Raw genomic sequence first — 19,869 nt, 5'->3', positions numbered from 1 at the left:
CGCACGGTTCGTTTTCCGCCGCAGCGAGAGGAGGAGGAACCGCATTCCCGTGCGGCGCTCCTGGGCGGGCAGCGAGGCTCAAGATCCCGCCATCACGGCGAAAAGGAGGCTTACGCTGCGTCCGGGCGCAAAACCGTGCCGACGCCCGGGGCCGTCCCCTGCCGCTTCCACCCTTCGGAAACGGGCACCGTCCGATGGGAAATCAACGCCGTGTTGATCGCGCGAACTACCCCGCTGATCAGCTCCTTGTCCTGGAACTCGACGAAGGCGCGCACGAAATCCGCCACCGACAGTACGGCTAACGAGGCCGCCACCACCAGAAACATCGCCGAGAACGCGCCCGCCATAAGCCGTTTCGACGCTTCCGCCGTCTTCACCCTGCGTCTCCCAGTTACTTACGTAAAAAAAGAAGCCCGCCCCCGAAAAAAGGGGGGACTGCGGAACGCCCTCGGCGAGGGAACGCCCTGGGAAAGCGCCCCCCAGGGCGGTCTCTTTCGACCGGTGTGCAGCTCTAGTCTTTGTTTTTACCCCTCACCGCCCAGTCAGTAGGCCCTCTTGCCGCCGCCGGCCGCCCCCGAGCCGCCCGGCTGGGCGACGAATTCGTCCATGGACAGCTTGCCGTCCCGGTTGCGGTCGAGGCCGTCGAAATCCAGCCTCGTGTCCGCAGGCACGGCCGCCGCCTCCAGCTTGGATATGTGGCCGTCTCCGTCCACGTCCAGCTTCTTGAACAACTCGGCTTGAGGACCTCCTCCCGGCGGAGTCTTCTGCGCCGGTCTGTCTTGGGCCCAGCCAGTGGACGCTACAAGTAGGAATGCAACCATCAACGCTGAGACTTTCATCACGCTCTCCTTGGCTCATGAGGGATTCGAAAAGCCGACCGGATCGGCCTCGCCCATTCCCGCGCAAGAGGTATGCCATCGGCTTCGCTCGTGACGTTTTTTCTTGGGCGCCAATGGGTTAGTCATGCGGCGGGGACAAGCGCCGCCCCCCCACAGGCAGGCCGGGCCTGTTGCGCCCAGGCGACGCTTTGTCGGAATCCGATTTCATCTCCAGGATTTGCGGCGGGATCGGCTGTCGCCCGGGAACGACGCCCGGGCTTCGTCCCGGGCAGCGGGAACGTCTTATACTCGCCGGCAGGAACAAAAGTCATGGGCGAACCTCATTGAACGAGACGATCTACCGCGGCCGCTTCGCTCCCTCTCCCACGGGAGAACTCCATTTCGGCTCCCTGGTGGCGGCGGTGGGCAGTTACCTGGAGGCGAAAACCCGGGGCGGCCAATGGTTGCTGCGCCTGGAGGACCTGGACCGGCCGCGGGTGGCGCCGAAGGCGGCGGAAGCGATCCTGCGCACGCTAGAAGCCTGCGGCTTCGAATGGGACGGGGAAGTGACCTACCAGGCGCGCCGGGAAAGCGCCTACCACGCGGCGCTTCATGCCCTGCGGGCAGGCGGCGTTCTCTACCCTTGCGCCTGCTCCCGCCGGGAGGTTGCGGACTCGGGGCTCTCCGGCGTGGAAGGGCCGGTTTACCCCGGCACCTGCCGTGGGGGTACTGTCCGCCGCCCCCGGTCCCTGCGGGTGCGCACCGGCTCGGAACCCGTGGGATTCCAGGACGCCGTTCAAGGCTGGGTGCAGCAACGCCTGGCTTTGGAGGTGGGCGACTTCGTGGTCTACCGGTCCGACCGGATCTACGCCTACCAACTGGCCGTGGTGGTGGACGACGCCCTGCAGGGCATCACCCACGTGGTGCGCGGCGCCGACCTGCTCGCCTCGACCCCCCGACAGATCTACCTGCAGCGGCTGTTGGGGTTGCCCACGCCCCGCTACGCCCACCTGCCGGTCGCGGTGAACGAGGCGGGGGAAAAGCTCTCCAAGCAGACCCGCGCCCGGCCCATCGAGCCGGCGCGGGCCGCGGCCCATTTAACGGCGGCCCTGGCCTTCCTGGGCCAGCGCCCGCCGTCGGCGCTGGCACGGGCGGACGTGGCGACCGTATGGCAATGGGCCCGCAACCATTGGCGCTTGGAGCGGGTGCCGCGAAAGCCGGCGGCACTCGCCTACATGGGGACCGGCTCCCCGTTGTGAAACACCTTGAGCTCTCCCGCCTGGAGAGGCGTCCAGATCTCGTTGTCGGTGAGGGGCTGGGTGGCGATGACCGAGACCCGGTCGTCGGGGCCGGCTAGGGCGCTGAAGTCCACGGTCAGATCCTCGTCCACCAGGTGGGCCTGGCCGAAAGGGGCCTTGCGCACGATGTAGGACAGATGGTCCGAGCAGTGGGCGAAGAGGTAGTCACCGTTGGAAAGGAGGAAGTTGAACACCCCGAACACGGACAATTCCCGGGCGGCGTCCCACAGGGCCTCGTAAAGGGCGGACAACTCCGGCTGGCCCTTGGGGAACAGCCGCCGCAGGTTTTCCAGCATCCAGCAGAAGGCCAGCTCCGAGTCGGTCTGGCCCACCGGGCGGTAGCGGCCCTCCAGCGTGGGCTCGAAGTCCTTGAGGGTGCCGTTGTGGGCGAACACCCAGTAGCGCCCCCACAGCTCCCGCTGGAAAGGATGGGTGTTCACCAGCGCCACCGGACCACGGGTGGCCCGGCGGATGTGGGCGATCACGTTGAGGGAGTGGATCGGATACTTGCGTACGAAATCGGCGATGGGCGACTCGATGGTGGCGCGAGAGTCGATGAACAGGCGCACCCCCGGCCCTTCGAAAAAGGCCACCCCCCAGCCGTCCCGGTGGTGGTCGGTGCGCCCGCCCCGATGATGGAAGCCCTCGAACGAGAAACAGATATCCGTGGGGACATTGGCGTTCATCCCCAGTAATTGGCACATGGACGATTCCTTAAACGCCGCCCATCGCCCGCTCGGATGGGAGTGGCCGTAACGGCAAGTTTATAATCCTAGCCATGTCCAATAAAACGTTTACCCTGGACGACCGGCTGTACGACTACCTGCTGGCCGTCTCCCTGCGGGAGCCGCCCATCCTCGCGGAGCTGCGCCGGGAGACTCGGGCGGATCCCCTGGCGCGCATGCAGATCGCCCCCGAGCAGGGCCAGTTCATGGCCTTGCTCGCCCGGCTCATGGAGGCGAAGCGCTACCTGGAAATCGGCGTCTACACCGGCTACAGCAGCCTATGGGTTGCCCTGGCGCTTCCCGAAGACGGTCGTGTGGTCGCCTGCGATACGAGCGAAGAGTGGACCCGCGTCGCCCGCCGCTACTGGGAACGGGCCGGCGTCGCCCACAAGGTCGAGCTGCGGCTCGCTCCGGCCCTCGCCACCCTTGACGCCCTGATCGCCGCCGGCGAGACGGAGTGCTTCGATCTTGCCTTCATCGACGCCGACAAGGAAAACTACTGGGGCTATTTCGAGCGCTGCCTGGCGCTGGTGCGGCCCGGCGGGTTGATCGCCGTCGACAACACCCTCTGGAGCGGCAAGGTGGCCGATCCCGACAACCATGAGCCCACCACGGAGGCGGTGCGTGCCTTCAACCGGCGGCTCTCGGGAGAGCGTCGGGTGGAGCTCGCCCTGGTGCCCATCGGGGACGGGCTCACCTTGGCGCTCAAGCAGTAAAAAGCCCTCTTCCGGCAACCCCCGCCGGCCGCAAAAAAATATCATATTGATTCCTATACATTTCGTTCCCAGGCCGGCGCCCTGCTGCCCTATCCCAGCCTAAGCCGCTGATTGTTGGCTGTTTCAAATTTTGATTTAGCAATGGGGTCTTTTGGACGAAGCCCCGGCTACGCCAGGAAATCCTGCTAAGCAAACTTGATGCCACGTACTAAGTTATTCTAAATACGGCGGTTTCATGAAGTTCCCCGCATGGACAAAAAATTCTCCGCGTCGGATGAGGGAGGGGGCTGGTAAAATGTACTCGTCGTTCGACCGGTAACACGTGTCCCCCGTCCGGGGGGCCGCCGGGAGGACCCCCTGACTTTCCGGAGTAGTTCATGACCACGATCGCTGTCGTCAAGAAGAACGGCTATGCCGCCATCGCCGCCGACACCTTGACCACGTTCGGGAGCACTCGGCTCCCGGCGCACTACGACGCCTCCCACGACAAGATCCTTAAGTACGGGGATTCGTACATCGGCATCTGCGGCAGCGCGGCGCACCATCTGGTCCTGGAAAGCGTGTTTCGCGGGACTCCGAACTTGAAGCTGCACAGCAAAAGCGAGATTTTCGAGTCGTTCCGGCGCATCCATCCGATCCTCAAGGAGGAGCACTTCCTCAACCCGAACGAGGACGAGGACGACCCCTACGAATCGAGCCAGATCACCGCGCTGATCGCTAATCCCTCGGGCATCTACGCCGTGTACTCGATGCGGGAGGTGTTCGAATACCACAAGTTCTGGGCCATCGGATCGGGCAACGAATACGCGCTGGGGGCCATGCATCAAGCCTATAACCGCTTCGACAATCCGGCCGATATCGCCCGGGTGGGGGTAGAGGCGGGGGCGGAGTTCGACAAGAGCTCGGCCCTGCCGCTCACCCTCTACACGGTCAAGCTCAAAAACGAAGCCGACAACCAGTGGAGGCTGTTCCAGCACCCGGCCCTGGAAACCCTGAAGACGGCTTGACCGACCGGTTCACCGGCACCTGGCGAATAGCCTCCCCCAGCCTCAACCTCCCTGGGGGCGCGTGCCGACCCACTCGCGGGAACGAGACCCCCATATCGTTCCCGCTTTTTCTTGCTTGAGTTCCTGGGATGCCCGGCCTCGGAACCGGCCATACGCCCAGCGGCCCCTCCTCCGTGGTGGTGGTCCACGGCCTGTACATGAACGGCTGGCTGCTGAAACCCCTGGCCCGCCGCATCGAGCGCTGCGGCTTCCGGGCCCACCCTTTCACCTACCACGACCTGCGCTGGCCTCTCAAGCGCAACGCCGAGTTGCTCGCGCGCTTCGCGGAAACCCTGCCCGGGCTCCTGCACTTCGTCGCCCACAGCCTGGGAGGGCTGGTGGTGCTTAAGGCCTTGGAGCACTTGCCACCAGGACGCCCTGGGCGCCTCGTCTTCCTGGGCACCCCCTATCAAGGGAGCCGGGTGGCCGAGCAGCTCGCGAGCTTCCCCCTCACCCGCTGGCTGCTGGGCCGCTCGGTGCGGGAAGGCCTGCTCACGGCGCGCCCCCGCTGGAGCGGCGCGGGGGAGCTGGGCGTCATCGCCGGCGACCGGCCCCTGGGGCTGGGCATGATTTTCGGCCGCCCTCCCCGGCCCCACGACGGCACCGTGGGCGTGGAAGAGACCCGGATCCCCGGAGCCGCGGACACTCTGGTGCTGCCTGTGACCCACACCGAGATGCTGTTTTCCGCCGAGGTGGCGCACCAGGTGTGCGCCTTCCTGCGGCAAGGCCGCTTCGCCCGGCCCGTTGTGGCGGGTGCCCCGGCGGCGTAGGATAGGCTCACAACCTCTAACAAGTGGACCGCGCGGGGAGAAGAGGGCGGGCGAGGTTTTCGACCGATGAAGGAGGCCTGCCATGTGCTACGAAGACTGGTACGAATGGAAGATGGCCCGGGAACGGGAAGCGCTTAAAAAAGCGCGGGAAGAAATGCAGCGCTTGAAGGAGCAAGCCCAGGCGTCCGGCAAGCGGGCGCCCAGGCAAGAAACCGAGGAAACCAAGCCCGAAACCGCCACTGCCTGAGGGCAGCGCCGGTTCGGACCGGGACAAGCCCCGCCGTTTCGGCGGGGTTTTTTATTCCGGGAAGAGCGCCGCTCCGTTCCGGTGGGCGATGCGCTCCGCCACCTCCGAAGGAAGTTGCTGGAGCCACTGGCGCGCCGCCTCGGCCATCGCCGGGACCTGGGGCCAGCGAGCGGGAGAATAAGTGTCGGTGCCGTACATGAACCGGTCCGGATGCCGGAGGAACAGGGCCCGCCATCGGGGATCCAGGGTGCCGCCCGGCGCCACATCGCTGCGGATGGACAGTTCCACCCAGAGGGAGCGGTAGCGGTTCAGCAAGCGCCCGACCGTGTCGGGATCCGCCGTCATCCCCGCATGGGCCCACAACACCTTGGCGCCCGGATCTAGCTCGAACAGGATCTCCACCGCCCGGTCGTCGGCGTGGGCATGAAGAAAGAGTCCCTCGCGTCCCGCCAGCCGCACCACTTCCCGGACCACCTCCGAGCGGGCTTCTTCCCCATGGAGATGGAATTCGCCGATGCCCCGGTAGATGCCGCGGCGCAGCCGTTCCTCAAGATAAGGGACGACCGATGCGTCCCGGTGCCAGGTGGCCACGTCCGCCGGGCTGCGGTAGGGCCGGAGCACCGGAATGACCCGCTTGGGCGCCGCCTCGTAGAGGCGCACCGTGCCTTCGTCGGGGGTGCTGGAAACCAGGGCCCGGGTAATGCCGGCCTGGTCCAGAATCTCCAGGGCCATGTTCGGGGGATAGAGCTCCCAGACGTCGCGGCTGTAGTGGATGTGGGCGTCGAACAGGGGCAGGCGTTGGGCGGCGGCCTGCCCGGCGACGAAAAGCAGCGCCACGCAGAAAAAGCGGCCGAACCTCATGCGAGCGATTGCTCCAGATCGTCGATGAGATCTTGCTGGGCTTCGATGCCTACCGACAGGCGCAACAGGTGGTCGTCGATGCCGACTTCCCGCCGGTATTCGGGCGGCATGGCCGCGTGGCTCATGGTGGGCGGATGGCCGATCAGGGATTCCACACCTCCCAGCGATTCCGCCAGGGCGAAGACGCGGGCGCGCTTGAGCACCTTCCGGGCCTCGGCCGGCCCTCCCCGCACCGTGAAGGACACCATGCCGCCGAACCCGCGCTGCTGGCGCTTCGCCAAGGCATGGCCGGGATGGGTTTCCAGGCCCGGATAGTGGACCTGCTCCACCTTGGGATGCCGCGCCAGGAATTCCGCCACGGCGCGGGCGTTCTCCTCGTGGGCGGCCATGCGCAGATGCAGGGTCTTCATCCCCCGCAGCACCAGCCAGGCGTCGAAGGGCGCCTGCACCGCGCCCCCCGTCTTGGCGGCGAACTGGATCGCCCGGTTGAGCTCTTCGGTGCGGGCGACCACCGCTCCCCCCACCACGTCGGCGTGGCCGTTGAGATACTTGGTGGTGGAATGCACCACCAGGTCCACCCCGAAGTCCATGGGCCGCTGCAGCAGGGGCGAGAGGAAGGTGTTGTCGGCGATCACCAGGAGGCCCCGGGCGTGGGCGAAAGCCGTGAGCTCCGCCAGGTCCGTGATCCGCAGCAGGGGATTGGACGGCGTCTCCACCCAGATCGCCCGGGTGGCGGGCTTGAGCGCCTGCTCCCGGGCGGCGGGGTCGCCCAAGTCCAGGAAGGTAACCTCCAGCTTTCCCTGGCGCTCAAGGTGTTGCAGCAGCCGATAGGTGCCGCCGTAGCAGTCCTGTGTACACAGAAGATGGGCGCCAGCCTCGAACACCGCCAGGGCGATGGAGATGGCCCCCATCCCGCTCGCCGCCGCCACGGCGCCCGCACCCCCCTCCAGCTCCGCCAGCAGCGCCTCCAGGGCGTGGCGGGTGGGGTTGCCGAGCCGGGTGTACTCGAAGCCGCTCGTCGCGCCCACGTCCTCGAAGCGGAACGTGGACGTCTGGTAGATGGGTAGGGTGACGCTGCGGTACGCCCGGTCGATTTCCTGGCCGGCGTGTACCAGGCGGGTGACAGGATCCATGGCGTTTTCCTCGAACGGCATTCTACCTGGGGCGTCACGGCGCGTTCTTCCAGCGGAAGCCCAGAGCGTTCACGCCCCGGCGCAGGGCCTCGATGGCCTGGGCGACCTCCTCCGCGGGGCCCCGCACCCCCAGCTCCACCCGCCGTCCCTCGGCGGTGAAGCCGGGGAGGCTATAGACCTTGACCCGGGGATATTCCGCGCCCACTTCGCGCATCAGATCGATGAGCTGGCTTTCCGGCGCTTCATAGACCAGCAACGACGCATCCGCCTGCGGCTCGGGGTGGAACAGGTGCCGGTACTGGGTGTCCAGCACCCATTCCATCATGGGCCAGGCCATTTCCGGGAATCCGGGGAGGAAATAGTGGTGGCCCAGGCTGAACCCGGGAATCCGGTTGTAGGGGTTCGGTACGATCTCGGCGCCGGCCGGGAAGTCGGCCATGAGCACCCGCTTCGGGTACGCCTCTTCGCCAAACTTCTCCAGGAGGATGGCCAGGGCCTCCGGATGCCGGACCAGGGGTCGTCCTGCGGCGGCGGCCGCGCACTGGCGGGTGAGATCGTCGGGGGTGGCGCCGATGCCACCGAAGCTGAACACGATGTCCCCCGTGGCGAAGGAGACTTTCAGGGCATGGGTGAGGCGCGCCGGGTCATCCCCCACGTAATGGCACCAGGCCAGGGCCAGACCTCGGGCCGCCAGAATCTGGATCGCCTTGGCCATGTGCTTATCCTGGCGTTTGCCCCGGAGGATTTCGTCCCCGACGATCAGGGCGCCGATACCGGGCGTGGCGTTTGGCATAGCCGTGCCGATGTTTTTTGCGTTGCAATAGGAAATCTTCTGTATACCTTATTAGCGAGCACTTACTTATATTTTCTCATTGATTTAAAAATAATCCTCGTTGGTAAAGGCGAATCTCCTGGATTGGACGTTTTGCTGCAATGCAGTATAATAGGAATGTAAACGTCTTTATCGTCTCGGAGGATTTCATCATGATCACCGCAGTGTTCGGCATCGGGCAACTCCTCGCCCTGGTGGCGGTCGTCTACGGTGCCCTGCTCACCCTGAAAAACCGCCCCCAATTCTGGGCGGGGGTGGCCCGTGCTTTGTATCGGATCGAGGTTTTCTTCGAAACCTTCGACGAAGCGGTGCGGCTCGCGGAGCTGGCCCGCCGGGACCCCTGCCGGGCGGCCCAGGTCGGCCGGGAGCGGCTCCTCAAGTCCGCCAAAACCGCGGGCACCCCGGCCCGAGCGGAGCGCCCCACCCCCCGCAAGTCGCCTGGCGCCCGGTTCAGTGGAGCCGCCTGACCTAAAGGCTTTCGAAACGGATTAAGGGTTTCGATGGCGCTCGCGCGCCTCGTGCAGCATGTGCAGAGTGATCTTGCGCACTTCCGCTTTGCTGGTCTCGATATGGGAGCGCAGCAGCAAGCATGCGTGATCCACTTTGCGTTGCAGAACCGCCCGCAAGATCTTGGCGTGCTCCTGGTAAGTGAGAGCGATTCGCTCCGCGCGGGTGAAGTCGAGCCGGCGGATGATGCGGATGCGTTCCGTGATTTCCAGATGCATGCGGGCGAGCTCCTTGTTTCCCGTCGCCCGCACCAATCCCTGGTGGAACGCCTCATCGAGCCGGGCGACTTCCCTTTCGTCCTCCAGCCGCTCCGTCTGCGGCACCAGCCAGACTTCCTTGAGAGCCGAAAGATCGGGCATCTGACCGGCGGCGCATAGACGGCGTACCGCCGCCTCCTCCAGAATCACCCGTACGTCATACAAATCCTCGAACTGCTTGAAATCGAACGGCCGCACGCTCCAGCCGTTGCGGGCGCTCACCTGCAAATAGCCCTCCCGCTCCAGGCGAAACAGGGCCTCACGCACCGGCGTGCGGGATACGCCGAGCTGCTCCGCGACCTGAGTTTCGGTGAAGCGCTCGCCGGGCAAGAGGCGGAAATCAAAAATGCTCCCCTTGATCTGGGCGTAGACCAGTTCGGGGAGGCTGACGCCGGGCGCTTTTTCCATTGGGCTGTTCTTTCCCGGGTCAGGCGGCGGCGACGCGCTCACCCGAGCTTGGTGCCCGCGAAGAAAGAATCGGCCCATAGGTAGTGGTAAGCCGGTTGCGGACCATGTCCACCCTGGGAATCATAAGCTTCTGGCGCGCCAGGGCAAGGTTGGCGTGGGCGGGCATCACCGCGCCGTGCCGCCTCACCACGGGAGCAGCGGCGTTCAGGTCCCACTGCGGAAAGCCGTTGGGCGGAATCACCAGGGAGCCGCCCGGGCAAGGGGAATCGGTGCGGTTCGCGCACACCACGTAAACGCGATTGTCCTCCGCCTTGGGCACCGCAAGCAAAGAACGATCGTAAGGGTGGCGCCAGGCGCTGGCCCAGGCAATCAAGTCGGCGCCGAGCAGCGCCAACACCCGTGCCGATTCGGGAAACATGCCGTCGTAGCCCAAGAGCACGCCGAGCCGGCCGAACGGAGTATCGAACACCTGGAAGCCGTCGCCTGCGGCGCACCAGGCTCTCGTTTCCGGTTCCACGTGGACCTGTCGCTGTCTTCCCAGCACTCCGCCGTCGGGTCCCACCATCACCGCGCTGGAATAAATCTTTCCCCCTTCCGATTCCAGGATGGGCATCACGATCAGAAAACCGTACTTCCTCGCGATGGCGCTCGCCCGGTCGATGAGCCCGGGCGCCCGGGCCGCATCCTCCCGGGTTTTACCGGCCTCGGGAAGCCAGGTGGAGGAGCCGAAGAACTGGGGCAACACCGCCACCTTCACGCCCAGCTTGGCTGCATGGTCCACCATTTCCAAGGCGGATTCCAGGCTGCCTTCAGCGGGCGTCGCGTGGGCCTGGACCGCCGCCACCATGGCCAGCGCCTGTTCCGGCACCAGTGCCCGTTCGAGCTCGCCCGCCAGCGGCGTCTCGGCGAAGGGTTGGCCTAGAATCCCGTAGACTTCGGGCCGCCGGTCGGCGAAGCGGTCTCCGGTAACGTGCCAGCGCTTTTCCCGCGCCGCGGCCGGGTCGATCTCCGCGCTCGCCACTCCGTGCACGTCGTAGGGCATGCGCGCCTTAATCTCGCCGTCGGGCGCCACGATCAGGCTGCCTCCGGGATAGTAGATGGAGCGCTCGACCCCGGCCTTGGTGGCCGCAACGAGCCACACCCCGTTCTCGTAGGCCCGCGCCGGCACCCACATCTCCGCCTGGTCCATGGCGAAAAAGTTGGCCATGTCGACGATCACCTCGGCGCCCTGCAGCGCGAGGCAGCGGGCGATCTCGGGAATGCGCCCGTCGAAGCAGATGAGGAGCCCCACGCGCCCCAGCTCGGTGTCCGCCACCGGGCAGCCCTTGGCCCCCACCTCGAACCAGTTCTGGTCGTGGGTGGCGAGGAACTGCTTTTGATAGTGCACGACCAAGTCCCCGCGCGGGTCCAGCAATAGGCCCGAGTTGTAAACCTTGCCGGTGATTGGGTCGAACTCGGTGAAGCCGCTGGCGATATGGAGGCCGTATTCGCGCGCCAGCTCCGCCATCGCCTGGACGTAGCGCCCGGTGACGGGCTCGGCGAGGCTGCGGCAGTGCTCGGGCGAGTCGAACAAATAGCCGGTATTCATGCACTCGGGGAACACCACCAGCTTCGCGCCCTGGCGCACCGCCTCGGCGGTGTAGAGGCGAAGCAATCGAATATTTTCGTCCAGGTCTCCCAGGACCGCCAGCGTTTGTACCACAGCAGCGCGGTAAGTCTTCACGGTCATCGTCGTTCCTTCGCCGGTCAAAAATCGAGAGTATTGCGCCGCCCGCTCATTTTCCGCTCGCCGCCCCCACCTGAATGCCGAGATCGGACGGCTTGAGAATGAGTTTGCGCACGTCCATGCGTTCCTTGAGCACACCTTCCTTCCAGAACACGTCGACGAACGCTTGATAGGAGTTGAGGTCCGTCTCGTTCAGGTCCTTGAAGCCGCGCAGGTAGGGCTGAGCCACGTGCTGCACCTGATCCGGCTTAATGGCGGTGTACTTGGGAATGATGGGGCGGTACTTGTCGAAGCTCTCGTTGGCCATTTTCGTGGCCTGATCCAGGATCTCCACCACCTTCTTCGCCACTTCCGGACGCTCCTTGAGGAACTTGGTGCTCAGCACTGCGGCGCCCGAGTAGAACGGATCGGCAATGTGCATCGCCACCGGATTGGTGATGGCCCGCCTGGCTTGCTTCGAGGCCTCCGCAATGGAACCCACCGGCTCCAGGGAAAGGGTCGCGTCCACCGTCCCGGCCACCACCGACGGAACCTGCAGAGGCACGGCAATCTCGGTGAGCCGCACGTCCTTGTCCGGATCGAGGCCGTTCTGGCGCAGGATATAGCGGAAGATGGTCTTCCATTGGATGCCGGGAACGGTGCCGGCCGTCTTGCCCTTCAGATCCTTGAAGGACTGAATGGGCGAGTTCAGCCTGACGATAAGCCCGTCGTTGATGAAGCCGGCCTTGATGCTACCGCCCTGCAGGCCGAACACCTTGAACGTTCCCGGGTAGCGCGACTCCGCCAGCACCGTGATGCCGGCCGCGGCGCCGGGCGGACCGAAGTCCGCCTGCCCCGACACCAGCGACTCGATGATCTGGTTCGGATTCTGGAACTTGACCGCCTCCACTTCGATGCCCGCCTTTTCGAACAACTTCTCTTCCAACGCCACGTAAAACGCCATGGTCTGCATGATGGGCAGCCAGGAGGCCACCACTTTTTCCTTCTTCTGCGCCCACGCCGGAGCGGCGGCGAGGGACAGGCCGAGGAGCAAGCTTGCAAGCAACCTCTTCATGACACTTCTCCTTTCCAAGAAACCTCCGACTTCCTATTTGCCCGACCAGTGCACCAGCCATTTTTCGATGCCGAGAAAGAACAGGTTGAAGCCGTAGCCCATGATCCCCGTGGCGATGATGGAGGCGTACATCTGTTGCAGGTCGAACACCTGCTGGGCGTCAATGACGCGGTGGCCCATGCCGTTGCTGGAGCCGATGAACATCTCGGCCACGATGATGACGACGAGGGCAATGGATACCGCCATGCGCAGGCCCACGAAGGTCTGAGACAACGATTCGAAGAACATGACGTCCCGGAACGTGCGCCAGCGGGACGCCCCCATCACTTTCGCCGCCAGAATGCGGGTCTGACGTGCGTTCATCACGCCGTAGGCCACGTTGAACACCACCACCAGCCATGCGGCGAAAGCGGCTACGGCGATCTTCGAGAAGTCGCCGATGCCGAAGATCACCAGGAACAGGGGAAACATGGCGGTGGCCGGCGTGGAGCGGAAGAAGTCGACCAGGAACTCGATCGATCGGTACACCTTCTGGCTGGCGCCGAGCACGATGCCGACCGGCACCCCGGCCACCAGCGCGGCGGCGAACGCGGTCAGCGTGCGCCGGAGCGTGGCGGCGAAGTCGCCCGGCATGGTGCCGCTCCACAGGCTCTCGAACAGGGTGCCGAAGGTGCCCCAGGGGCTGGGCAGGAGTTTGTGGGTGACCAGCTCCAGGGCGGTGGCGGCCCACCACAGCAGGATCAGGGCGGCCGGACCGATCAGCCCGTGGCCGACGCGCCGCAGCAGGGCGAGGGACGGCAGCGGCCGGGCGACGTCGTCGCCCGCGATCAGAAGCGCCCGCAAAGGCAAAACAGCGAGCCTTTTCATCGGCGCACCTCCTGCTGGAAGATCTCGAGGCAGCGGGCCTTGACCCGGATGAACTCGTCGCAGGACAGAGTGCGAGCGTCCCGCGGGCGGGGGACGGTGAAGTCCACCACCGCCGCCACCCGCGTCGGGCGCCGGGTGAGAAGCAGGACCTGGTCGGCCAGGTAGACGGCCTCTTCCAGGTCGTGGGACACCACCACCATGGTGGTGCCCGTGGCCTGGAACACTTCCTGCAGCTTGTCCCGCATGAAGAGGGTCATTTCGTAATCCAGCGCCGAGAACGGCTCGTCCAGGAACAGCACTTCCGGATGGGGCGCCAGCGCCCGCATGATGGAGATCAATTGCTGCTGGCCGCCGGAGAGCTCGTAGGGGTAGCGATGGAGGTCGAACTTGACGTCGAACGAGGCCAACAGCTCGTCCACCCTGCGCTCCCGTTCCGCCTTGCCGAGCCCCCGGATCTTGAGGGGATAGACGATGTTGTCCCGCGCCCGCAGCCAGGGAAAAAGGGCATCCCGGTAATTCTGAAACACGTAGCCGATGGTGGTCTCCCGCAGCGTCTTGCCGTCGAACAGCACGCTGCCGGAATCCAACGGCACCAACCCGGAGATCAGGTTGATGAGGGTGGACTTGCCGCACCCGTTGGGTCCGAAGACGCACGTGATTTTCCGCTTCGGGATGTCCAGGTCGAAATCGTGGTACAGCGGGCTGCCGGCGAAACGCTTGGTCACGTTGCGCAGCGTGATGTGGGTATCCGGCGCAGGCCGCCGGAAGCCGGCGGGCCGCGGCCGCAGGGCCGGATCTTCGGGCGTGACTCTCATGGGCGTTACCTTCTGGCGATTTGATAGAACCATCGAAACTGCCTCGCCGGCAGCCATCGGCTACCGCTTCTCTGCGGCCACTGACAGCGTGTGCCCGGTCGCTCCCAGGGGCACATCGGTGGCGCGATGCAACCGCGAGCCCAGGGCGCACAGGGCTTCGTCCCGCCACGCAGGCGAGATCAACGTCACTCCGAACGGAAGCCCATCGTCGCGAAACCCGGCTGGCACCGCGATCGCGGCCAGGTCCAGCAGATTGACGAAGTTGGTGTAGGTGCCGAGCTTGTCGTTGGTCAGCACCGGCTCGGCCATGACGTCTTCGATTTTGTAGATGGTGGGCGCCGTCGGTGTAACCAGGACATCGATGGTGGACCACATCGCGGCGACAATGCGCCGGATCTCCTCGAGCCGGTAGAACGCGCGGAAGACATCCATGGCGTTGAAGCGGCCCGCCTGGTCCAGGATCGCCTTCAGTACCGGGTGCAACGCACCGGAGTGAACTGCGTAGAACGGGCCGAGGGCGGCCAAGCGTTCCGCAACCCACGGGCCGCCATAGAGCAGCTCGGCCGCTTCGCGCAGGGGGGCGAAGTCGATCTCCACCGCAACGCCGCCCAGGGCGACGAGTCGCTGAAGAGCGCGGTCGAAGAGCCTGCGGTAGCCTTCGTCGCCAAAGAACTCTTGCTGGTCGGGCTGCGGCACGCCGAAGCGGAACGGGGCCGGGCAGGCCGCCGGCCCGCTCTCCTGCGGCCACTCCCGGGAGAAGGGATCTGCCGGATCAAACCCTTCCGCCACCCGGAAGACGCGCCACGCGTCGGCGCAGGTGAGGGCAAAGATCGACACGCAGTCGAGAGAGCGGCACGCCGGCACTACACCGCGGGTGCTCACCCGCCCGCGGGTGGGCTTCAGGCCCACTACGTTGTTAAAGGCCGCCGGCACCCGACCCGAGCCCGCGGTATCGGTACCCAAGGCAAAGCTTACGAGTCCCAGCGCCACCGCTACCGCCGAGCCCGAGCTGGAGCCTCCGGGGATATACCGCGGATCGAACGGGTTCGCGCATATCCCGTAAGGAGAGCGGACTCCTACCAGCCCGGTCGCGAACTGGTCGAGATTGGTCTTGCCGACGAGAATCGCCCCCGCGGCCTTGAGGCGTGCAACGACGGCGGCATCGGCGGAAGCCTTGTACGCGAATTCGGGACAGGCGGCGGTAGTCGCAAGCCCCTCGCAGTCGATGTTGTCCTTGACCGCGAAAGGAATGCCGTAAAGGGGGGGCTGCCGGGACGCTCCGGCGCCACGGGCCTCGATGGCCTGCGCTTGAGCAATCGCCTCCTCTTCGTCCATCAGGGTGATCCACACGCCGCGAGCGCGGCCGGTCGCGTCAAGCGAGCGCTGCCGGCGGTAGATCTCCCGCACCAGCTTAGTCGGCCGTAGAATCCCGTCGCGAAAAGCGGCCTGAAGGCTCGCCAAGTCGAAGCTCAGGCCCTGGAGGCTGCCGCGATGGCTTGTGGCAATCGGGATACTCACTTGTATACCAGTAGGTGTACCAAAGTTTAAGCAAACGATGTGCCACCGCCTACACGGAACAGTTTGATTGTTATGTCAACGCGTTACGGAAAAGGGTTGGGCGGGGCAGGCACCGTGTTCGTGCATGGCGCACCGCGTTGGTGCCGGACCCGCCCACTTCGCCATACCGCGAATCACGGGTGCTGATCCCTGACGCCGCGCCACCGCTCTCGTGGGGAGCGTCTGCACGCGACGATCCGGATTTGCCGGAGTAGTCCTCCAGGCTGAAGGACCGGTGAGCCAGCTCCGCCCTTCTAGGCCAGCATCCGGTACCGGCGTAGTTTCACGCCACCGCCTGGAGCAGTGGAGCGTCCGCCGGAAGCCTCGCCAGCGCCGCCACCCGCCCGATCACCACGATGGCCGGCGCGGCGATGCCCGCCGCCCGCGCGTCGGCGGCGATGCGGGAGAGGGTGCTCGCCACCGCCCGCTCTCCGGGAAGGGTGGCCGACTGGATCGCCGCGGCCGGAGTCTCCGGCGCGAGCCCGCCTTCCAGCAACGCCTGGGTGATCGAGGCAAGCCGCGCCACGCCCATGTAGATCACCAGCGTGGTGCCGCAGCGCGCGAGGGCCTCCCAATCGGGCTCCGCCCCGTCCCGGGCGTGTCCCGTGACCAGGGTGACGCCGTGGGCGAAATCCCGGTGAGTCACCGGGATGCCCAGCGCCGCTGGGGCGGCGATGCCGGCGGTGACGCCGTTCACCACCTCCACCTCGACGCCCGCCCGGGCCAGGGTTTCGAGCTCCTCGCCGCCGCGGCCGAAGACGAAGGGGTCGCCTCCCTTGAGCCGGGCCACCACCCAGCCGCGCCGGGCGTAGCGCACCATCAGCCGTTCGATGAGCGCCTGCGGGGTAGAGCGGCAACCGCCCCGCTTGCCGACGGGGATGACCCGGGCGTCTCGCTTGGCGAACCGGAGCGCTTCGGGATTCACCAGCTTGTCCATCAGGATGACCTGGGCCTCGCCCAGCGCCCGGACCGCCTTGAGGGTCAGGAGCTCCACGTCGCCGGGGCCTGCGCCGATGAGGTACACCTTGCCACGTTTTGCGTTCATGGCCGCTCGCCTGACACCGCCCGTTATCGGATAGCGTTCGATTCTTCCGTGCTACGCCGCCTGCCGGCGAGAAGCCAGCATGCGCCTCAACTCCGGCACGCAGGAGCCGCACTGGGTGCCGCACTGAAGCGTCTGCTGCAACGTTTGCAGGTTGGCGCCGGCGTCGATGGCGGCGGCGATCTCCCGCTCCGGAACGTTCAGGCAGTTGCACACCACGCGCCCGCGCGGGGAAAAGCCCGCCGGCGCCACCGGCACGGGGGCCAGTAGCCAGCGGCGCAGCTCCTCCACCGGCACCCCCCGGGTCATCCAGTCCTTGAGCCACGCCAGGGCGGCCGTCTCGCCGGTGAAGCGCGCCGCCGCCAGACGTCCGCCAGCGATTCGCACCCGCTTGGCGACCCCCCGCCGGGCGTCCACGTAGCTCATCACGCCGGCCTCGGATTCGAGGCCGAAAATACGATCGATCTCGGCAACCAGTTCCCCGTCCGCGGCCGAGGCGCTGGCGGCCCGCAGGATGACGCAATCGACGTCATGCCCGAACAGCCCGCAGCTCGCGCAGTCGAAGCGCTCGAGGAGGGGCTGAAGGCGCGTCAAGCGCGCCTGTGTCTCGCCCACCGCCATGGCCACCAGCTCCCAGGGCAGCGCCGCCTTCTCCACCCGCACCGCGGCGTGCTTCAGTTCCGGCTGCTTGGACGTGGGATCGAAAACGCTCACGGTGAGGGCGTTGGTGCCGTGGCCCGCCATAAAGCGGGAACCCCAGTGCATGGGCAGGAACACCTGGCCCGGACGCTGCTCCTCGGAAGCCTTGACGCGTACCACGATCGCCCCACGACGGCTCGCCACCCGCGCGAGATCGCCGTCGCGCAGCCCGCGCCGCGCCATGTCTTCCGGGTTCATCGCCAGCAGCGGTTCCTCTTCGTGATTGAACAGCCTCGCCACCCGCCCCGTGCGGCTCATCCCGTGCCACTGGTCCCGCAGCCGGCCGGTGTTGAGGCGGAACGGGTAGCGCGCGTCAGGCGATTCCGCGGGGGTCCGATAGCGCGTCGCCACGAACCGGGCGCGACCGTCGGCGGTGGGAAACACGCCATCGGCGTAGAGCCGCTCGGCGCCGCGGGCTGCTCCGGCAGGAAACGGCCACTGCTGGGGTCCCAGGGCGTCGAGCAGCGCGTAGCTCAAGCCCGTGATGTCCAGATCCCGGCCCCGGGTGGTCTCCCGGTGCTCGTTGAACACCTCTTCCGGCGCGCGGTAAGGAAAGAGGGTGGAAAAGCGCTCTCCCCGGTTGCCGAAGCGCAAGCGCCACTCCAGGCGACGGGCGAAATCCACCGCGATCACCCAATCGGGACGCGCCTCGCCGGGCGGCGGCACGGCGGCCCGTACCCGGGAGATGCGCCGCTCCGAATTGGTGACGGTGCCTTCCTTCTCGCCCCAAGTGGCGGCCGGCAGCAGCACATCGGCATAGGCCGCGGTCTCGGTGTCCCGGTACGCTTCCTGCACCACCACCAGCTCCGCCTTCTCCAGGGCAGCGCGCACCAGCGCCTGGTCGGGCATGGATTGGGCCGGATTCGTGCACGCGATCCACAACACTTTGATCTCGCCCGCGCGAGCCGCTTCGAACATCTCCACCGCCGTCTTGCCCGGTGTGGCAGGCACCTCGGCGACGCCCCACAGCCGCGCCACTTCCGCGCGATGCGCCGGGTTGGCCAGGTCCCGGTGGCCGGAGAGGAGATTCGCCATGCCGCCCACCTCCCGCCCGCCCATGGCGTTGGGCTGCCCGGTGAGGGAAAAGGGACCGGCACCCGGCCGGCCGATCTGTCCGGTGGCAAGGTGCAGGTTGATGAGGGCTGCGTTCTTATCGGTGCCATGGCTCGACTGGTTCAGGCCCTGGCAATAAAGCGAGAGCGTGGCGGGTGAGTCTGCGAACCAGCGCGCCGCTTGCACGATGTCCTCCGCCGGCACGCCGCAGAGGCTCGCCACCGTCTTGGGCGTATATTCCCGCACCGCGTCTTTGAGGGCGTCGAAACTCGTGGTATGGGCTTCGATGAAGGCGGTGTCGAGCCGCCCTTCCCACACCATGACGTGCAACATACCGTTGAACAGCGCCACGTCGGTACCCGGCAGGATGGGAAGGTGCAGATCCGCCGCCGCCGCGGTGTCGGTGCGGCGGGGATCCACCACGATCATTTTCACCGCGGGGTTCGCGCGGCGCGCCTCCTCGATGCGCCGGAACAGGACCGGGTGGGCGTAAGCGGTATTGGAGCCGGCGATGAAAAAGCAATGGGCGTGTTCGATGTCGGCGTAGCAGGTGGGCACGCTGTCGGCGCCGAGGGTCGCCTTGTACCCGGCCACGGCCGAGGACATGCACAGGCGCGAGTTGGTATCGATGTTGTTGGTGCCGATCAGCCCCTTCGCCAGCTTGTTGAAGACATAGTAGTCCTCGGTGAGGAGCTGGCCCGAGATGTATAAGCCCACGGCGTCCGGCCCGTGCTCCAGCACGATGCGGGCAAAGCGCTCGGCCAGGTAGTCCAGGGCCTCGTCCCATCCCGCGCGGCGGCGCGGCTCATCGCGGTTTCGCCGCAGCTCCGGGTACAGGGCCCGGCCGTCTGCTCCGGCGGTCAAGTGCAACGTCGAGCCCTTGCTGCACAGGCGGCCGAAGTTGGCCGGATGATCCGGATCGCCGGCGACGCCCATGATGCGCCCGCCCTCCGTTTCGATCACGACCCCGCAGCCGACGCCGCAGTAGCAGCAGGTGGATTTGACGTGGGGCATGGACGTTCACCCGGGGCGATCGGCGCTCATCGCGGAGCCGCGGAATCGCAAAGCTGGAGAAAAATCACCCCCTCTTCCACCTTCACCGGGTAGACCGGCGCGCAACCCTCGTCCGGAGCCACCGCCTCCCCCGTGTCCAGGCAGACGTTCCAGCCGTGGAGGGGGCAGGCCACCTTGCGGCCGAACACGATCCCTTGGGACAGGGGGCCGCCCTTGTGGGGGCAGCGGTCCAGGAGGGCGAAGACCTCGTCGGCGGCGGTGCGGAACACGGCGATGTTCCCCTCCGAGGTTTCCACCACCCGGGCGCCCAGGCGCGGTACGTCGTCCAAGGCACAAACCGGTATCCACCGATCCGCCTTCGCCGCGGCCTCTTCCATTTCCATCGCTGCTGCATCCATTCCCACGCATCCCCCGCTCGATCGAC

General features: G+C 66.3%; 21 protein-coding genes. 6 read left to right on the top strand and 15 right to left on the bottom strand.

What is annotated here, in order from left to right:
• Positions 1–110 precede the first annotated feature (110 nt).
• Both ACTFO6_RS11270 and ACTFO6_RS11265 read right to left on the bottom strand, forming a co-directional pair.
• A complete protein-coding gene (locus ACTFO6_RS11270) occupies positions 111–377 on the bottom strand; it encodes a hypothetical protein (protein WP_439934552.1) in 267 nt (88 codons plus the stop codon).
• 165 nt (positions 378–542) lie between these two features.
• The gene (locus ACTFO6_RS11265; RefSeq protein ID WP_439934594.1) at positions 543–821 is read right to left on the bottom strand and encodes an EF-hand domain-containing protein; all 279 of its coding nucleotides are present in this window, start codon (positions 819–821) and stop codon (positions 543–545) included.
• A 341-nt stretch (positions 822–1,162) separates the two neighbouring features.
• Between ACTFO6_RS11265 and gluQRS the strand changes: the two genes are divergently transcribed.
• Positions 1,163–2,077, top strand: coding sequence for a tRNA glutamyl-Q(34) synthetase GluQRS (gluQRS, locus tag ACTFO6_RS11260; RefSeq protein ID WP_439934551.1), 915 nt, complete (start codon positions 1,163–1,165; stop codon positions 2,075–2,077).
• On the opposite strand, the gene ACTFO6_RS11255 is transcribed toward gluQRS, so the two are convergent.
• Positions 2,050–2,820, bottom strand: a complete 771-nt coding sequence (locus ACTFO6_RS11255) for a class II glutamine amidotransferase (protein WP_439934550.1) — start codon at positions 2,818–2,820, stop codon at positions 2,050–2,052. The two genes, gluQRS and ACTFO6_RS11255, sit on opposite strands and share 28 nt — an antisense overlap.
• A 74-nt stretch (positions 2,821–2,894) precedes the next feature.
• On the opposite strand from ACTFO6_RS11255, the gene ACTFO6_RS11250 reads away from it, so the two are divergent.
• From ACTFO6_RS11250 to ACTFO6_RS11235, 4 genes are all read left to right on the top strand, one after another.
• A complete protein-coding gene (locus tag ACTFO6_RS11250) occupies positions 2,895–3,557 on the top strand; it encodes a class I SAM-dependent methyltransferase (RefSeq protein ID WP_439934549.1) in 663 nt (220 codons plus the stop codon).
• Positions 3,558–3,934: 377 nt separating this feature from the next.
• A complete protein-coding gene (locus ACTFO6_RS11245; RefSeq protein WP_439934548.1) occupies positions 3,935–4,564 on the top strand; it encodes an MFS transporter in 630 nt (209 codons plus the stop codon).
• A gap of 128 nt (positions 4,565–4,692) precedes the next feature.
• Positions 4,693–5,373 carry an esterase/lipase family protein gene (locus ACTFO6_RS11240; protein WP_439934547.1) on the top strand — a complete coding sequence of 227 codons (681 nt, stop codon included), beginning with the start codon at positions 4,693–4,695 and terminating at the stop codon, positions 5,371–5,373.
• Between the two features lie 82 nt (positions 5,374–5,455).
• Positions 5,456–5,620 (top strand): hypothetical protein, encoded by a 165-nt coding sequence (locus ACTFO6_RS11235; RefSeq protein ID WP_439934546.1) that lies wholly within the window; start codon positions 5,456–5,458, stop codon positions 5,618–5,620.
• A 51-nt stretch (positions 5,621–5,671) separates the two neighbouring features.
• Here ACTFO6_RS11235 and ACTFO6_RS11230 read toward each other — a convergent pair whose 3' ends face one another.
• The 3 genes from ACTFO6_RS11230 to ACTFO6_RS11220 are packed head-to-tail and all read right to left on the bottom strand — an operon-like array spanning position 5,672 to position 8,407.
• Positions 5,672–6,481 (bottom strand): amidohydrolase family protein, encoded by an 810-nt coding sequence (locus ACTFO6_RS11230; RefSeq protein ID WP_439934545.1) that lies wholly within the window; start codon positions 6,479–6,481, stop codon positions 5,672–5,674.
• Positions 6,478–7,614 (bottom strand): trans-sulfuration enzyme family protein, encoded by a 1,137-nt coding sequence (locus ACTFO6_RS11225; protein ID WP_439934544.1) that lies wholly within the window; start codon positions 7,612–7,614, stop codon positions 6,478–6,480. The genes ACTFO6_RS11230 and ACTFO6_RS11225 overlap by 4 nt, the downstream gene beginning before the upstream one ends.
• 34 nt (positions 7,615–7,648) lie before the next feature.
• Positions 7,649–8,407 (bottom strand): competence/damage-inducible protein A, encoded by a 759-nt coding sequence (locus tag ACTFO6_RS11220; RefSeq protein ID WP_439934543.1) that lies wholly within the window; start codon positions 8,405–8,407, stop codon positions 7,649–7,651.
• Positions 8,408–8,598: 191 nt separating this feature from the next.
• Here ACTFO6_RS11220 and ACTFO6_RS11215 point away from each other — a divergent pair, with 191 nt between their 5' ends.
• Positions 8,599–8,913 carry a hypothetical protein gene (locus ACTFO6_RS11215; protein WP_439934542.1) on the top strand — a complete coding sequence of 105 codons (315 nt, stop codon included), beginning with the start codon at positions 8,599–8,601 and terminating at the stop codon, positions 8,911–8,913.
• Between the two features lie 21 nt (positions 8,914–8,934).
• On the opposite strand, the gene ACTFO6_RS11210 is transcribed toward ACTFO6_RS11215, so the two are convergent.
• From ACTFO6_RS11210 to nirD, 9 genes are all read right to left on the bottom strand, one after another.
• Positions 8,935–9,618 (bottom strand): GntR family transcriptional regulator, encoded by a 684-nt coding sequence (locus ACTFO6_RS11210; RefSeq protein ID WP_439934541.1) that lies wholly within the window; start codon positions 9,616–9,618, stop codon positions 8,935–8,937.
• Between the two features lie 19 nt (positions 9,619–9,637).
• Entirely contained in the window at positions 9,638–11,347 is a 1,710-nt protein-coding gene (locus ACTFO6_RS11205; RefSeq protein WP_439934540.1) for a carbon-nitrogen hydrolase family protein, read from the bottom strand.
• 46 nt (positions 11,348–11,393) lie between these two features.
• The gene (locus ACTFO6_RS11200; protein ID WP_439934539.1) at positions 11,394–12,398 is read right to left on the bottom strand and encodes an ABC transporter substrate-binding protein; all 1,005 of its coding nucleotides are present in this window, start codon (positions 12,396–12,398) and stop codon (positions 11,394–11,396) included.
• A 33-nt stretch (positions 12,399–12,431) separates the two neighbouring features.
• Complete coding sequence (locus ACTFO6_RS11195) at positions 12,432–13,265, bottom strand: ABC transporter permease (protein WP_439934538.1); 834 nt, start codon at positions 13,263–13,265, stop codon at positions 12,432–12,434.
• Complete coding sequence (locus ACTFO6_RS11190) at positions 13,262–14,080, bottom strand: ABC transporter ATP-binding protein (protein WP_439934537.1); 819 nt, start codon at positions 14,078–14,080, stop codon at positions 13,262–13,264. The genes ACTFO6_RS11195 and ACTFO6_RS11190 overlap by 4 nt, the downstream gene beginning before the upstream one ends.
• Before the next feature lie 60 nt (positions 14,081–14,140).
• On the bottom strand, positions 14,141–15,598 hold the full coding sequence (gene atzF, locus ACTFO6_RS11185; RefSeq protein ID WP_439934536.1) for an allophanate hydrolase: 1,458 nt from the start codon (positions 15,596–15,598) through the stop codon (positions 14,141–14,143).
• A gap of 322 nt (positions 15,599–15,920) precedes the next feature.
• Positions 15,921–16,682 (bottom strand): uroporphyrinogen-III C-methyltransferase, encoded by a 762-nt coding sequence (gene cobA, locus ACTFO6_RS11180; protein ID WP_439934535.1) that lies wholly within the window; start codon positions 16,680–16,682, stop codon positions 15,921–15,923.
• A gap of 51 nt (positions 16,683–16,733) precedes the next feature.
• Positions 16,734–19,445 carry a nitrate reductase gene (locus ACTFO6_RS11175; RefSeq protein ID WP_439934534.1) on the bottom strand — a complete coding sequence of 904 codons (2,712 nt, stop codon included), beginning with the start codon at positions 19,443–19,445 and terminating at the stop codon, positions 16,734–16,736.
• Between the two features lie 26 nt (positions 19,446–19,471).
• On the bottom strand, positions 19,472–19,843 hold the full coding sequence (gene nirD / locus ACTFO6_RS11170) for a nitrite reductase small subunit NirD (protein ID WP_439934533.1): 372 nt from the start codon (positions 19,841–19,843) through the stop codon (positions 19,472–19,474).
• Positions 19,844–19,869 lie beyond the last annotated feature (26 nt).

This window comes from Pelomicrobium sp. G1, from assembly GCF_051905455.1.
Lineage (GTDB): Bacteria > Pseudomonadota > Gammaproteobacteria > Burkholderiales > UBA6910 > Pelomicrobium.
The sequence above is the reverse complement of the archived record's forward strand: the minus strand, read 5'-3'. Positions and strand labels throughout refer to the sequence as shown.

What these genes read in the sequence shown, in the direction of transcription:
- ACTFO6_RS11265 (WP_439934594.1), bottom strand. Translation starts at nt 821, where the DNA reads ATGGTTGCATTCCTACTTGTAGCGTCCACTGGCTGGGCCCAAGACAGA.
- ACTFO6_RS11255 (WP_439934550.1), bottom strand. Translation starts at nt 2,820, where the DNA reads ATGTGCCAATTACTGGGGATGAACGCCAATGTCCCCACGGATATCTGT.
- ACTFO6_RS11250 (WP_439934549.1), top strand. Translation starts at nt 2,895, where the DNA reads ATGTCCAATAAAACGTTTACCCTGGACGACCGGCTGTACGACTACCTG.
- ACTFO6_RS11245 (WP_439934548.1), top strand. Translation starts at nt 3,935, where the DNA reads ATGACCACGATCGCTGTCGTCAAGAAGAACGGCTATGCCGCCATCGCC.
- ACTFO6_RS11240 (WP_439934547.1), top strand. Translation starts at nt 4,693, where the DNA reads ATGCCCGGCCTCGGAACCGGCCATACGCCCAGCGGCCCCTCCTCCGTG.
- ACTFO6_RS11235 (WP_439934546.1), top strand. Translation starts at nt 5,456, where the DNA reads ATGTGCTACGAAGACTGGTACGAATGGAAGATGGCCCGGGAACGGGAA.
- ACTFO6_RS11230 (WP_439934545.1), bottom strand. Translation starts at nt 6,481, where the DNA reads ATGAGGTTCGGCCGCTTTTTCTGCGTGGCGCTGCTTTTCGTCGCCGGG.
- ACTFO6_RS11225 (WP_439934544.1), bottom strand. Translation starts at nt 7,614, where the DNA reads ATGGATCCTGTCACCCGCCTGGTACACGCCGGCCAGGAAATCGACCGG.
- ACTFO6_RS11220 (WP_439934543.1), bottom strand. Translation starts at nt 8,407, where the DNA reads ATGCCAAACGCCACGCCCGGTATCGGCGCCCTGATCGTCGGGGACGAA.
- ACTFO6_RS11215 (WP_439934542.1), top strand. Translation starts at nt 8,599, where the DNA reads ATGATCACCGCAGTGTTCGGCATCGGGCAACTCCTCGCCCTGGTGGCG.
- ACTFO6_RS11210 (WP_439934541.1), bottom strand. Translation starts at nt 9,618, where the DNA reads ATGGAAAAAGCGCCCGGCGTCAGCCTCCCCGAACTGGTCTACGCCCAG.
- ACTFO6_RS11205 (WP_439934540.1), bottom strand. Translation starts at nt 11,347, where the DNA reads ATGACCGTGAAGACTTACCGCGCTGCTGTGGTACAAACGCTGGCGGTC.
- ACTFO6_RS11200 (WP_439934539.1), bottom strand. Translation starts at nt 12,398, where the DNA reads ATGAAGAGGTTGCTTGCAAGCTTGCTCCTCGGCCTGTCCCTCGCCGCC.
- ACTFO6_RS11195 (WP_439934538.1), bottom strand. Translation starts at nt 13,265, where the DNA reads ATGAAAAGGCTCGCTGTTTTGCCTTTGCGGGCGCTTCTGATCGCGGGC.
- ACTFO6_RS11190 (WP_439934537.1), bottom strand. Translation starts at nt 14,080, where the DNA reads ATGAGAGTCACGCCCGAAGATCCGGCCCTGCGGCCGCGGCCCGCCGGC.
- cobA (WP_439934535.1), bottom strand. Translation starts at nt 16,682, where the DNA reads ATGAACGCAAAACGTGGCAAGGTGTACCTCATCGGCGCAGGCCCCGGC.
- ACTFO6_RS11175 (WP_439934534.1), bottom strand. Translation starts at nt 19,445, where the DNA reads ATGCCCCACGTCAAATCCACCTGCTGCTACTGCGGCGTCGGCTGCGGG.
- nirD (WP_439934533.1), bottom strand. Translation starts at nt 19,843, where the DNA reads ATGGATGCAGCAGCGATGGAAATGGAAGAGGCCGCGGCGAAGGCGGAT.